Here is a 13,490-nt window from a genome sequence, read left to right on the forward strand (position 1 = left end):
ATTAAGGTAATTTATTACGCTTTCTCTTACGATTGGAATCTATCTCGTAGAAATAATCCTCACAGAACACGTCTAAAGCATTTTCCAGTCGCACAAATTTCAAACCCCGGAACCTTTTTTTTTCAATTGCTTCCTTAACCTCTTGCTTAATAATAATAAAGCCGCCTAGTAGTGTGTCGCTGAACGAAAGGATATCATATGCCAGTGCATCATCCTTAAATTCAATTTTAAAAGGTATGATATCCCCGAACTTATCTTCTTCAAGAATAGATTTTTCTTCATCTATAACATTATCGCCCGGAAAATATACATATTTTAAATCATCACGAAGAATCTGGCCATTTCCAATCGATACTGGTGTTATATCTCTATCAAAAAAAAACATTGTGATTATAGTTTTCAAAAATTGAAAATAGAGACTTGTCAATCAAATGCCCAAAGTCTTTTTTATAATAATCAAATTTTAAAGCCCCAACATCTTTATTGCATAACAAAAAAATATGTTCTGGGCATGCATCATCTTTGATTCTATAAGGAAACGAAAAATCAGAGCCTTCTACTTCCCAATTTACATCGATTTTTAATTTCTCATCAACAATGCCTTGTAAGTTTCTTGGCATAAGTGTTGATTTAAAGTCATTCATTATCACATAATAGCACATTAATTCATTCTCCTGCATTTTGTTGTGGGAACATGCCCCATCCAAATTTTATTTTTCATGTCAATCTGGATCCGCCTTATAGCTATTCTCGCCCCTTTGGCATCCAATCTCCCGGAATTATATTGTTGTTAAACACGAGCAATGCGCTGATGGACAATGTCACTATAATTATGATGATTACTGCTGTGGAAAACATCCATACCTTTCCCTGCATCTTGTTTCATCGCTGATGCGCTACCTGGAACATGAATACCATTAAATGCAGAGTTCATGTCTTTTCCAATACCAATATTATTGAAGAATGATTTGTTCTCTTTCCACACCTCAACGGGTATGACATGGTGGGCAGATAGTCGGTCTCCAACTTTACCAGCCATAGCTTTATCTAATATACCACTATTAGATAACCCCCAAGGATCCACCCAACTCAACGCATTCGGCGCATACTGATAAAGGTTTACCCCCCCGCCAGCCCTATCGGGTCCTGCTGGGTAAACCTGCCGCTATCCGGGTCGTAATAACGGAACAAATTGCAGTGCAACCCAGTCTCCCGATCCAGGTATTGCCACTGCATACGCAGGTTCTGCGCATAGCCCGTCTCCTGTGGTATCGACTCGTGCAGCAGTTTACCCCACGCACTGTTCTGCCCTTCCCAGCGGATATGTCCTTCACGGTCCGTCATCCGTTCTGGCGTACCGTTTGGCTGACAGTGGAACCAGAAGATATCCGGATCCTCCGTGCCATCGATACGCGCCAGCGGTTCGTAACTTTCCGCGTCGCTATAGACATAAGTCAGGGGCACATCGTCGTGAATTTCCTGCAACAGGCGAAAACCTTCCCACAGGAAACGTGTCGTCACCTGCTTTCCTACCGGCCTGCCCCCCAGCGTCTGCTGGCGTGTTTTGCTGATACGCCGGCCGAGCGGGTCATAGCGGAAACTGACCTGCGTTTGTGGTTTGTTGCGATCCCTCGGGACGGCCACCACATCGGTTAACCGGTGCTCGCCGTCGTAACGATAGTGCCAGCGCGTCTGCCCATTATTCTTCTACACGGTGCGGTCGTGAATGTCGTAACGCCAGCGAATGCCGCTCCGGTTCACCAAGCGTTTATTGGCATAACCTCCAACGCCGGGCACCAACGAAAGGTCACATGGCACTTTTGGTTAAGCGAAAGATCCGCACGATTAATACAGGCATCCATCCATGCTCTGCATGAGTTTTCCGCGACTTTTTTTCAATATTGAATACCGTAAAGTTCTTTATTAACCATGCCTTCCCCTTTGAACAGCAAGGCCTCTTCATCTGTTTCAACATTGAAATGATGGCACACCCTATTGCTGTCGAATATTAATGTATTAAAGCGAGGATATTAAATCGAATAGATTAAATTAAACAACATCCCTTCATCTCTTTTAGGAATAACCCTATATTCCTCACCAATTAATTTAAATATTTCATCCTCATCAACAAAAAAACCTCTATATATTATAGCCGAAATAATTTTTTGGAACACTTCCGAAGGAACATTTCTTCTTAAAAATTTAAGATCAGCCGGATTATTCCTAATGATGTAATATGAGTAGTTCATCAGTATGAAATTTGATATTAATAAATTCCCTGTAGACTGATATTTATCAAAGCACTGCCCCATGGCTTTATATATGGTTTTCTGAGATTTTTTATAAGTATATACAAAGCCATTAGGGTCGCTAAGATAGCAATTTGTATCATTGAAATGTAGATAATTATCCCGACCATCCTCAATGAACAAGAAATTCAATACCGATATTTGATAATTCTTTATTAATTTAATATCGCCGTAGTTTTTCTCTTTTGCAACCAGTTCATAAAAGTGCTCTATCAAAGGCAATACTGGTACATTATCATTGCGAGTAGTATTTATACAGAACCCGTCACTGGTAACGCATAGTTTGTCATAAGCATCATAATCCATCCCCATTTCAAAACATAAAAATCTCAAAAAGAAATTTTTTGCTTTTATTGCGTAATCTTCATTGTTATTTTTTAAAGAAACGAGTTGGTATATATAAAAAAAGATAAAAATATCTTTATCTATACGCTGTCGGTTATCAATTTGAAACAGATAACCTAGTCGCGAGAGGAAAACTTCGAACGCGTAGCTTTCATCTTCACTTAAACCTAATCCCTTCAACGCACGCTGGGGCATTCCTTTGGGAAAACAAGTTTGCCAATGGCTCAATTCTGCGAGTTTTCCATTTTCTTTTTTTAAAAAAACAGGAAACAAATTTGGCTCGTCCTGTACATAAACATACTCGCCAAAGCTTTTCATCTCGGCTCTCGCATTGATAAAATGTTCAATCTTATGCAAATACATTTCAAAATTCATTAAATAATCCTCTTACCGCATTTCTTCCAATTTCCTTTAGCATCTTTGCTTTCAATCTGGAATGAAGTAATTTTATCATTAAATTTGGCAAGAATATTTTTACCAATACCCTTTGCTCCAGGTTCATTTCTCTTCGAGAGAACGCCGTCTTTTAATCCTGTTTCTTTATAATCAATTTTAGATATATCACTATGCTGATTAAGAAGTTCTACTCCAGAGTCATTAACCGTTATAACTGCTCGATATTTTACATTTCCGGGGTTAAATCCAGGTCGACTATCATGGTTAACCCATATGGCTTTATCACCACGATTATTAGGAACTAATCCACCTTTACCACCGCGTTCCGAGGCTGATGCAATAGCTTCGTCTTTACTCATATAACGTATAACTTCTTCTTGTTTTAATCCGAGGGGGTCTCTTCTAGAGAGCCCATTTACGCCATACTGATAAAGATTTATCCCCCCCGCCAGCCCTATCGGATCCTGCTGGGTAAACCTGGCGCTATCCGGGTCTAACGGAGTCCCCGTCGGTTATTCATTCAGCCACAGCCAGCTTCTCAAATAAATTGGCCAAAAGCGGCAGGACTTGAGACCGGGTGGACCGTCATCATAGTAGTTTCTGAGAAACGTACTATCCCTTGGAGGATAACAACAAGATACAAGAACTGCGCGAGCAGCTTTATCAGGCTAAAGAGGGGGATTAAGGATGTGCTGGTTTAGTGTACCGAACGGGTATTAGATAATAAAAAAGCCGGGAAGAATTTATTTCTTTCCCGGCTTTCGTTTTAAATAGTTTCGAACTTGATAACATCAGGAGGGAAGCTATCGGGAAATGATTTATATTTAACCCTGTTTGCTAATAAACTTTCTAAAAAAGCAGTCAGCCCATTGTCAGAATACTCAACTTCAGGCGATCTTGATGGAATAATAGCGGTCCCCCATAAATCACTATTCACTTTAGAATTTACAACCCAAAAAATATAATCACCATTATCAGTAACCCCCACTGGAATCAGTCCATTATCTTTTGGATATAATTGATATTTATAATAATCGCTATCTGACTCGATCAGATAATTAAGATCTTCTAAAATGAATTTATATTGTTCAAAAAAATTCACATCTTCATTTTGGCTAAATGGGTTAAATATAACAATAAATTCTGCAATACGACCCGAGCCATATGTATTTATAAAATCAACATAATCAGACGGAAAAGACAAATTATCCTCAATCAAAGGCCATTTCATCACCTTGCCCGATTCTGAAGGGGAAACTGGTGGTGTTAGTATCGAAATTAGATTATTTATTGGCATATTTACATTCCCGGTGGATTAAGTACTGTAACGTGTTCGAAGAATCCTCCTGATCCTTCTGCTTTTATTGTAATACCAACTGGTATTCTGGAAGGGCCATGATAAATAGGAGTTATGTTTAGATCAACAACTTCCCCTTGTTCCAAGGCCTTCCTTATTCGACCTTCTATTCCACTCATCACTGGTGTATTGGCAGGTCGTTGTTGAATAGTAATTAGATTGCGAACATCATCACCAGAGCCACCTAACTGACGACCAAGCAAGTGTCCTCTTGCCCGATTACAACCAGATCCGGTAATAAATCCGGGAGGTTGAATATTGGTATTTGCGTGCGTTTCAGTATTTTTATGGCTTGCATTTAATCGAGCCTTCACACCTGTTGGCCGACTAAGCTATCCAGTTCACCATATTTGATACCACAATTCATTAACCCCAGCGGATCTATCCAAATAAGAAGGTTAGGCGCAACTGATAAAGGTTTACCCCCCCGCCAACCCTATCGGATCATGCTGCGTAAACCGTCCGCTGTCCGGGTCGTAGGACCTGAACAGGTTATAATGTTACTCCATTTCACAGTCAAGATACCCCCCATGAAAATACTAAATAGCTGCGTCTAATACCGCTACACTTGCCATTTATTAACATGTGGCAGCTACGCAAGAGCAAAACATAGCAAGCCCGGCGTAGCTCCGCTTAGCGGAGAGAAAAGCCCCAATTCCTTGTCCTGCAAGGGCTTGCAAAAAGTGTAGCCCTATTCCGCGCAGTTATTTAGAGTGAGTGTTTTCTAATTGTCTATATTCCTTAAGGATTTAATTTTACTAATAGATAATCATATAATGCTTCAGCAATAAATTCAGCATGCTCACTCTTTACTATCAAATTAAAAAAATAATATTGTTCATATAAATCATCAATAATTTGATGTTCGCACATAAAGAATTTGGCATAACTTATATATATACCTCTAATATCCTCGGATAGTTTTTCCAAATTAACTTGGGAGTTTGTAACATCATAAAATATATTCGCATACTCCCGATCAACTTGACTAATCTCTATAAAAGGAGCATTCAATTTCTCGCACTGCTTCCAGTGATAAGTTTTTTGATTACTATCTTTATAGATAAATTTCATGTTTAATCCTTAATCTTATAATCAGTCACATGAGTCATTCTTCCACGCTTATCAAATTTCGCCATATAATGAACAATTACGCCATTGATTTTTTGCTCCACTTTAGACCATCCTTTACCTTTAAAGTGAGGATCTCCAATTTGATCCGCTTTAATAATTACCGTACCGTTTTCAGGATGTTTTATTACATGATCTAAAGCAAATTCTTCATTTTTGTTCCTGGGCCTCGTTCTGCCTGTCGATTTTGATTTTACCTTTTCAGGTTTACGTGATGATGAACATTTTCTCAATCCAAGAGGATCGATCCACCCCAACGCATTCGGCGCATACGCATAAAAGTTTATCCCCCCCGCCAGCCCTATCGGGTCCTGCCGGGTGAACCTGGCGCTATCCGGGTCGTAATAACGGAACAAATTGTAGTGCAACCCGGTCTCCCGATCCAGGTATTGCCCCTGCATACGCAGGTTCTGCGCATAGCCCGTCTCCTGCGGTATCGACTCGTGCAGCAGTTTCCCCCACGCGCTGTTCTGCCCTTCCCAGCGGATATGTCCTTCACGGTCCGTCATCCGTTCCGGCGTACCGTTTGGCTGACAGTGGAACCAGAAGATATCCGGATCCTTCGTGCCATCGATACGCGCCAGCGGTTCATAACTTTCCGCGTCGCTATAAACATAAGTCAGGGGCACATCGTCGTGAATTTCCTGCAACAGGCGAAAACCTTCCCACAGAAAACGTGTCGTCACCTGCTTTCCTACCGGCCTGCCCCCCAGCGTCTGCTGGCGTGTTTTGCTGATACGCCGGCCGAGCGGGTCATAGCGGAAACTGACCTGCGTTTGTGGTTTATTACGATCCCTCGGGACGGCCACCACATCGGTTAACCGGTGCTCGCCGTCGTAACGATAATGCCAGCGTGTCTGCCCGTTGTCTTTTTCGGTGGTCCGCCCATGAATGTCATAGCTCCACTGAATGCCATTTAAACGGGTGAGACGGTTATGACGAACAGACTGCTGCAGGCTGTTATCCAGCGGATTGCCTGCCGCATCCCAGCGCCATTGCTCTTTTCCGGGGGACGTGCCGTCCTGTTCCAGCAAACGCCCGGCGCTGTCATATTTCCAGTTACACCAGTTGAACGGATCATCATCACGCTCTTCGCGCACCGGATTGTTGCGGTAGTCGTAATCCCAGCGGCGTGACCAGCGTGCGGGTGCCGGGCGCTGCGCATTGCCGGTGAACACATCCCGGCGATGGATGCGTCCGAGACGATCGTATTCATTGCGGCTTGTCAGCAAGCCCTGCGTACGGCCAACTTCCCGGTGTAACTCATCGCGGGTAAAGTCGCTTATCGGCAGATTATCGAGAGCCAGGCTCAGCAGATGCCCGCTTCCGTAATAGAAATATTTCAGATGACGACCGTCGGGTAACTCCACCGATGTACGGTTGTTCAGCGCATCATAAGTCCAGCCCAGCCTGCCGTTTTCACCCTCTTCACTGATAACACGTCCCAACGCATCATAAGTAAAAATCAGCTCCTGTTCAGCTTCCTGACTCCATACGTCATCACCCAGCGGGGGATGTAACGCCACTCGCGTAACCTGCCCATTCGCAGAGTAGTGATAACGGGTCTGCCCTTCCGGCGTGCTGCGGGCAAGCAGTTGGCCCGCCTTGCCCCAGCGAAATGCATGCGTTAAAGCCTGTGAATGCCCGGCGGCGAAAGTACGACGCACAGTGCGTCGGCAGGCATCATATTCATACTGTGTTGCGACACCGTCCAGCCCTGTTTCAGCAAGCAGCAGCGAATCCGCCCCCCACTCAAAGTGGTACGCTTCCCCGTTTTCATTTTGCAATGCCGTTAATCTGTCGCGGCTGTCCCAGCGACGGCGCACCTCTTCCCCTAGCGCGTTACGGGTTGCCACCAGCCGGCCTGCGTCATCCCAGCTAAACTCGTGGCGCTTGCCGTCTGGGGTAATATGGTATTCAGGTAGTCCACGTGAGTTCCAGCCGATAGACTCCTGCCAGCCCTCCGCCCGCTCCAGTTGCAGTGGGCGACCTGCGGCATCATAGTGATAGCGGGTTTCTTCACCGTCCGGCGCTTTCACCGACTGCAACCAACCGAGCGGGTAAAAGCGGTAACGGGTGATACGCCCCGAGCAGTCCGTCTCGCGGATAATCTGCCCGGCCTCGTTATACTCCTGGCGACGCGTATTGCCTGCCGCATCCACCTCTTCCACCACCTGGCCAAAAGCGTCGCGCTTGAGCAATGTGCTCTGCCCCAATGGATCGACGATGCGCGCCAGCCCGTGGTGCTCATCATAATAAAAACGGGTGGTGGCGCCATCGGCCATGGTGATAGCCGTCGGCAGCGCGCGCTGCACCAGCCACTGGGTCGTCTGAATATTGCCGTCCGGATCGATTTCCTGGATACGGTTGCCCATGTCATCGTAGACAAAGGTCGTGGCATGGCCTAGGGGATCAACGCGCCGGGTCAGTTGCTCGTCGTCATTCCACTCGAATTCCCAGCGTTCACCACGTTCATCGACAAATGCGGTGATTAAAGCCTGCGCATTCCAGTAGTGTTGACGCTTGTGTCCGTCATACTGTTCAACGGTGGTTAATCCCGCGGCCAGATCGTAGGTGAAGCGGCAGCCATCTCCGCTACTGGTACGGTTTTCCACGACTCGCCAGTGGTCAAATTTCTGCCAGCGATACTCACTCTCCAGCCCGCCAGGCATACGGTGCCAGACCATGAGTCCGTCATCGTTATAACGAAATTCACGCGTCACCACGCCCGTCGCATCTTCGACGGCAGCCAGTTGACCACGATGGTCATAGCGCCAGCGTGTCAGCAGCCAGGATTGCTGACCATCCGAATGGCGGGCCTCGGTAACCCGGGTCGGGAAACGTTCATCGCCATAAAACAGCGAGACATCAATGGCACAGGGGGCATCATGAATACGCACCAGCCGCCCATGCTCATCCCAGCCGGTTTCCAGCATGTTGCCGTACTCATCGCTGAGCGATGCCAGTCGCAATATTGATGGGTCAGAGCGTGTTGGCTTGAACAGTCGCCACACAGCACCATCGTCATCGGCAATAGCAACATCACCCTGCTCGTTACGGCGGATGATTAACCCTTCACTGATGCTGTAAAGCGCTTCGTTAATGGCAGGCAGCGTAAAGGTGAGCTCACGCCCGGTGTCGTCAAACCAGGTGGCGTTGTCGCCTTCCCGTTGTAAGTAGCCGTCGAAAGCGGTAGCCCAGCCCAGGCCAAAAAGGCCTTCGCGGCGGGTAAGGCTGTTGTAACTACGTTGCCAGACCAGTGGAAAGCGCCCGGGCAAGCTAAAGTCCTGTTCTGCCTCATCGTTCAGGACTTTCACGCCGGTTGCAGCATGGACCGGATGTGATGACCCAAAGACGGCGTTTATCGCCATATCCGTCAGCATGCCCCCGGCGGCGGAAGCCAGCGCACAAGGCATGGATTTGAGGATGGTACCGAAACGTCCACGGAAAAGGGCTGTCGCCGCCATAATGACCGCCAGGCCCGGAAACTTGCCGCTTTTAATATCCCGGACGGTGAGTGTTTCACCGCCAATGATGACATTGGGTGAGACCTCTTCTGAGATGGTGGCTTCACAGGTGGTTCGGTCTTTGGCGCGTGCGGCGGGTTGGTTATTGATAAAGACGCTTTTTGACCCCTCCGCCAGATACTGCTGTGGTGAGTGTTTCTCGCACTTCACCTTGTCCTCTTCCAGCGCCGTGGTGCCTTCGGCAGCGGATGCAACCGGCGGTTGCCACATGTTGCTGCCAAACTGTGCGGCCATTGACAGCAGCATGCCGCCATAATCGGCAAAACTTTCCGGTGGCTGCGGTTCCGGTGGCGGTGGCGTCCCGGCAGGCGTGAGCATACCGGCGGCGCGCGCAGCGGGCAGCTTATTGGTCAGGACGTTGTGCGAACCGTTGTCAATTTTTCCGGCGGGAGAAGGAGGGAAAATCCAGTCCCCCAGTTTATTGGCCGCATTGGAGATATCATCCGCCTTACCCAGCACGTTGGTGAGAATCCCCCCGATAATGCCGCCAAGCACGCAACTGGAACAGACGGCAGCCAGCCCTGCCGCCGCCAGACCCGCCCCGGCAAAGGGTGCCGCAACCGCCGCGATCCCGGCTACCGCCGACCCAATCGCAGCATAAGCGACCCCTTCGGCCACAATACTGGTGATATCAGCGAAGATACTTGAATGGATGATATCGTCACCCTTACGGGCTGCGTGCTTGTCACTCATCGCTTATACATTCCGATTGTTATTCAGCGTCAGACTTTGTTTGAGGGCATTCCAGTGTTCTGCATCCTGTTCGGTAAAGGGACGCAATGCAGAGAAGGTAAAAATAAGCAGCATCGGTTTATCAACCGCCTGCATCGCCAGTTGCTTCTGCCAGATGCGGGTGTCAGCGCGGAAGAAGGCGGTTTCAACCTCAACGGCACGAATATTTTGTTGTGGGCCGACAAGCACGCGGGTAAACGCGCTCTGCTGCACTTCGCCCATTTGTGCGCGCAGTTGATCCCACTGGCGATGAAATTCTTTCTCGGCATCGCTGCCTTCGGGAATGGGGCCACGGCTGACAACAACCGATAACCCGCTTTCGTCATCGCGCAGAAGCGTCATGCTGGTGTCCTGCCATGCGGCAGGGAAAAGCTGAAAGGAACCTTCCTGGAGGTGATATTTCATCATTTGCCTTTTAATGAAAATAATTCGCCTGCAATCGCTGCGATGAATGCAAGGGCACTCACTTAAAAACAGCAATCCAGATAAAAAGAGGGATGTTAAACGTGCATAAGCAACGAAAAGATTTCAGGCTGCGCAGATGTCAGCCTGAATCACACGTTATTTCTCGCGGGTAATCACCACACTGCTTAAACAGTCCGGATTCGTTTCGGCGAAACTAAAGGTGACTTCCTGGCCGTCGCCAATTGCAGCGGTATGACTGGTGACTTCATGGACCGAATGTCCACGCGGCGTATCGGTAATGTCCATTTTCGCATAGTGCTGACGTACCTCGCCCAGCGAGATACATTGCCCTGCATAATCGAACGCAAACAACACTTTACTGTTTGGTTTTTTATTCACCCGCAGGTCGAATGCCGACAGCGTTGCACCGCTGGCCAGTTTTACTGCATCACTGGTATAGAAGACAAAATTATCGTTTTGTGACACCTCAGTAACCGGCAAGGCGAAGCGGTTAATGGTATTCACGTTAACGGTTTTAACAGATGTGCTGAGATGAGAAATAAATTGCCAGAGATCTTCGTTTTGCATTTTTGCCTCGACAACTCCTGTCATGAGTAAATTAGCGAATATGATGGCACAGGCTTTATTTAGCCGGGTAATTTTTGTCATACCATCCTCCATAATAATCTTCGTAGTCCTGGCCGGTCACCGATGTCTGTTCGCCTCGTCCGAAGATTCGGCCGATTTTCGACTGCGCTTCCGTTTCTGTCATCTTTCCGCTCTTAACTGAATCGTAAATCGAATTATAGCTTTTTTGGTTGGCCGGATTGCCCGAAATGCCGATATCCGGCCCCCCGTTGGCGAGGATTTCTCTCTGAACTTTAATATTGTTCAGTGTAGCCGCCCCCTCATCACTTAATTTACTGTTGAGGTAAGCATCACGGGAAGAAAAATCATCTTTGGGCGTATACATTGCGTGGCCGCTCTCATGCGACAGCAGTTGTACCGTTCGTGCCGGGTCGTTCAACGCGCCCTTATCTACCGTGATCGTTTGGGTCTTACGGTTAGCCATCGTCCCCCATCCCTCATTACCCTCTTTTAGGGTCCAGCCATCGTCCTTCAGTTTTTTCAGATCATTCGTTAGCGTCGGGGATTTTGATGCCAGTTGGTCAACATCATCACCGAACCCCGTCGTTACGGCGGGTTTGGAGACCGGTTTAGCACTGTTTTTGGGGGCGCCAGCCGCCGCACCGGGAACCGCCCCTCCCGCTTTATTTTCCTTACCTGGCGTGAAATACTCCTCAACCGCCTTATCGATATCTCCTTTCAGGCGTTCACCCGGCGCGTCGACCCCGGCTTTGCCGTCATCCGCATTCAGGTACAACTTCCCTTTGGTCGTGATATGCCCGTCGCCTTTTACAAAAAAGTTAAAGTCATTACCAATCAGGTTGATCGTACCGTTAGCCAGCAGTTCGATAGCGCTTTCGCCGGATGCCAGTAGTAGCCGTGTACCCGAACTGACCACATACTGTTCAGATACCGCTTCCAGCTTATCTTTGCCCGTTAATACCAGAGACTTCCCTTTGGTGACCAGTGTCTGGTTGGTCTCCACACGCAATAGCTCGTTTTTACGGACATAGTGGCTGTTATTGCCGTTGATGGTGCTCGTGGCGTCATTCTTAACGTTGGTGTCCATATTCCGTTCGGCCTGGATCCACACCTGCTCCTCCCCCGCTTTATCTTCAAAACGCAGGGCGTTGGCGGTGTCAGAAGAACCATCTTTCGAACGGCTGAGGAACCCCATCTGCGTGGCGGCGGCGGGGAGCGCCCACGGCGGCATGCTGGCTTCGTTATAGACACGCCCGGTGATGATCGGTCTGTCCGGGTCACCGTTAATAAAATCGACCACTACCTCATCACCGACGCGTGGCACCTGTACGCCACCGAAACCCTGCCCCGCCCAGGCGCTGGAGACACGCACCCAGCAGGAGCTGGTATCGTCGCCCTTCGCCAGTCTGTCCCAGTGGAACTTCACCTTCACCCGCCCATAGCGATCGGTCCAGATGCTTTCCCCCTGCGGGCCGACGACTCTTGCGGTCTGTGGCCCATAGGTACGCGGCCAGGCTGATTTTTGCGCCGGGCGGTATGTAACGGTGGAGGGGATCACCGTGAAATCAATGCGGTGCATCGTTTGCGAGCCACTACCGCTGGCATAATTGTTCTCTTCCAGCCAGTAGTTGGCCTCGGTGGTCAGGTATTCCGCGTTATCGCTGAAAAAGGGGGCGTTATAGAGGGTAAATGTGTTACCCGGCGCGATGCCGAGTGCCGTGGCGCTACCATTAATCTGTTGATGCTCCACCTGCCAGCGCTCCTGGCGGATGCGGGCGTAGAAATCCGCATGATCGTGTTCGACAAAGCGCCCCGGCCAGTCGTACACATCAATACTGCCCGGTTGTGGTGAGACCGGGTTCTGCCGGGCCTGAAACAGCCAGGCATTCGGCTTGCGGAAATCGTAATCATCCAGGCTGTAGATCCCCGGTGTCACGCTGTCGGTCAGCGCCCACTGGCTGATCCCCTCTTCATCCGTACTGCCACCGGACGGTGTCACGTGATAAGGAATGGTTTCGTAACCGGCAAACGGCTGATGCTGGGTCGCCGCATCGGTCAGTACCAGAACATGCCGCTCCGCCTCGTGGCGGAAGAAGTAGCTGATGCCCTCCAGTTCCATCAGGCGGCTGATAAAGTCGAAGCTGCTCTCCTGATACTGTACGCAGTAGTCCCAGACGCGATAGCTGCCGGTCAGCTTGTCTTCGACATTGACCTGGTTTTCAGAAAGCAGCGTTTTGACGATTTGCGGTACCGTCTGCCCCTGGAAAATACGCAGGTTACGGTCACGCTGCATTGGCCATAAGTCGGATTCAACGCTGAGTTGATAGACCGCGTAGCGGGTGCCGGACAGCTCCACGGCGCTCACCGCAACGCGGGTCACTTTGCCGTTAAAGTAGCGTGGCGATGTTATATCCTGCGTCGGGACAGTCACAGTGACGGCCTTTCCCAGTAGCTGGCTGCGATCCATGCGCGCATCGGTGCCCAGCAGCGTCAGGCCAAGTGCATAAGGTTCTGACAGCGCTTCACGCCCTGACAGTTTCCAGAACAGCAGCCCTTCGACCGGAAGCTGCACGGTAATACGGTTGAGCATAAGGTTCATTCCGTTAAAAGTAGCAACGCGCTGAAATCGTCAGCGCAAATGCCATTCGATAGAGAAATCCACCCGCTAAGATTGCGGTA

Annotated in this window: 10 protein-coding genes and 3 pseudogenes; all 13 read right to left on the reverse strand. The window is 48.6% G+C overall.

Going from position 1 to position 13,490, the window contains the following annotated elements; all coding sequences use genetic code 11:
- Position 1 precedes the first annotated feature (1 nt).
- The 13 genes and pseudogenes from ACS0RQ_RS16100 to ACS0RQ_RS16160 all read right to left on the reverse strand — a co-directional run bounded on the left by ACS0RQ_RS16100 (position 2) and on the right by ACS0RQ_RS16160 (position 13,401).
- On the reverse strand, positions 2-385 hold the full coding sequence (locus tag ACS0RQ_RS16100; RefSeq protein WP_271851113.1) for an Imm43 family immunity protein: 384 nt from the start codon (positions 383-385) through the stop codon (positions 2-4).
- Positions 372-662: an Imm43 family immunity protein gene (locus tag ACS0RQ_RS16105; protein WP_271851114.1), complete on the reverse strand. Its 291-nt coding sequence runs from the start codon at positions 660-662 to the stop codon at positions 372-374. The genes ACS0RQ_RS16100 and ACS0RQ_RS16105 overlap by 14 nt, the downstream gene beginning before the upstream one ends.
- Before the next feature lie 128 nt (positions 663-790).
- A pseudogene (locus ACS0RQ_RS16110) lies at positions 791-1,758 on the reverse strand (RHS repeat-associated core domain-containing protein); the annotation flags it as partial.
- Positions 1,759-2,030: 272 nt separating this feature from the next.
- Positions 2,031-3,029, reverse strand: a complete 999-nt coding sequence (locus ACS0RQ_RS16115; RefSeq protein WP_271851115.1) for a hypothetical protein — start codon at positions 3,027-3,029, stop codon at positions 2,031-2,033.
- Entirely contained in the window at positions 3,029-3,409 is a 381-nt protein-coding gene (locus ACS0RQ_RS16120; protein ID WP_271851116.1) for a hypothetical protein, read from the reverse strand. The genes ACS0RQ_RS16115 and ACS0RQ_RS16120 overlap by 1 nt, the downstream gene beginning before the upstream one ends.
- Before the next feature lie 24 nt (positions 3,410-3,433).
- Positions 3,434-3,544: pseudogene (locus ACS0RQ_RS16125) on the reverse strand (RHS repeat-associated core domain-containing protein); the annotation flags it as partial.
- 272 nt (positions 3,545-3,816) lie between these two features.
- Positions 3,817-4,347, reverse strand: a complete 531-nt coding sequence (locus ACS0RQ_RS16130; RefSeq protein WP_271851117.1) for an SMI1/KNR4 family protein — start codon at positions 4,345-4,347, stop codon at positions 3,817-3,819.
- A gap of 2 nt (positions 4,348-4,349) precedes the next feature.
- Positions 4,350-4,907 (reverse strand): annotated as a pseudogene (locus ACS0RQ_RS16135) (DNA/RNA non-specific endonuclease); the annotation flags it as partial.
- Between the two features lie 241 nt (positions 4,908-5,148).
- Complete coding sequence (locus ACS0RQ_RS16140; protein WP_110294805.1) at positions 5,149-5,481, reverse strand: hypothetical protein; 333 nt, start codon at positions 5,479-5,481, stop codon at positions 5,149-5,151.
- A gap of 2 nt (positions 5,482-5,483) precedes the next feature.
- Positions 5,484-9,758, reverse strand: a complete 4,275-nt coding sequence (locus tag ACS0RQ_RS16145) for an RHS repeat-associated core domain-containing protein (protein ID WP_334634165.1) — start codon at positions 9,756-9,758, stop codon at positions 5,484-5,486.
- 3 nt (positions 9,759-9,761) lie between these two features.
- Positions 9,762-10,202 carry a DcrB-related protein gene (locus ACS0RQ_RS16150; protein ID WP_271851149.1) on the reverse strand — a complete coding sequence of 147 codons (441 nt, stop codon included), beginning with the start codon at positions 10,200-10,202 and terminating at the stop codon, positions 9,762-9,764.
- Between the two features lie 156 nt (positions 10,203-10,358).
- A complete protein-coding gene (locus ACS0RQ_RS16155) occupies positions 10,359-10,871 on the reverse strand; it encodes a hypothetical protein (RefSeq protein WP_125124893.1) in 513 nt (170 codons plus the stop codon).
- Entirely contained in the window at positions 10,846-13,401 is a 2,556-nt protein-coding gene (locus ACS0RQ_RS16160; RefSeq protein ID WP_334634163.1) for a type VI secretion system Vgr family protein, read from the reverse strand. The genes ACS0RQ_RS16155 and ACS0RQ_RS16160 overlap by 26 nt, the downstream gene beginning before the upstream one ends.
- Positions 13,402-13,490 lie beyond the last annotated feature (89 nt).

This window comes from Phytobacter diazotrophicus, from assembly GCF_052061655.1.
GTDB classification, from domain to species: domain Bacteria; phylum Pseudomonadota; class Gammaproteobacteria; order Enterobacterales; family Enterobacteriaceae; genus Phytobacter; species Phytobacter diazotrophicus.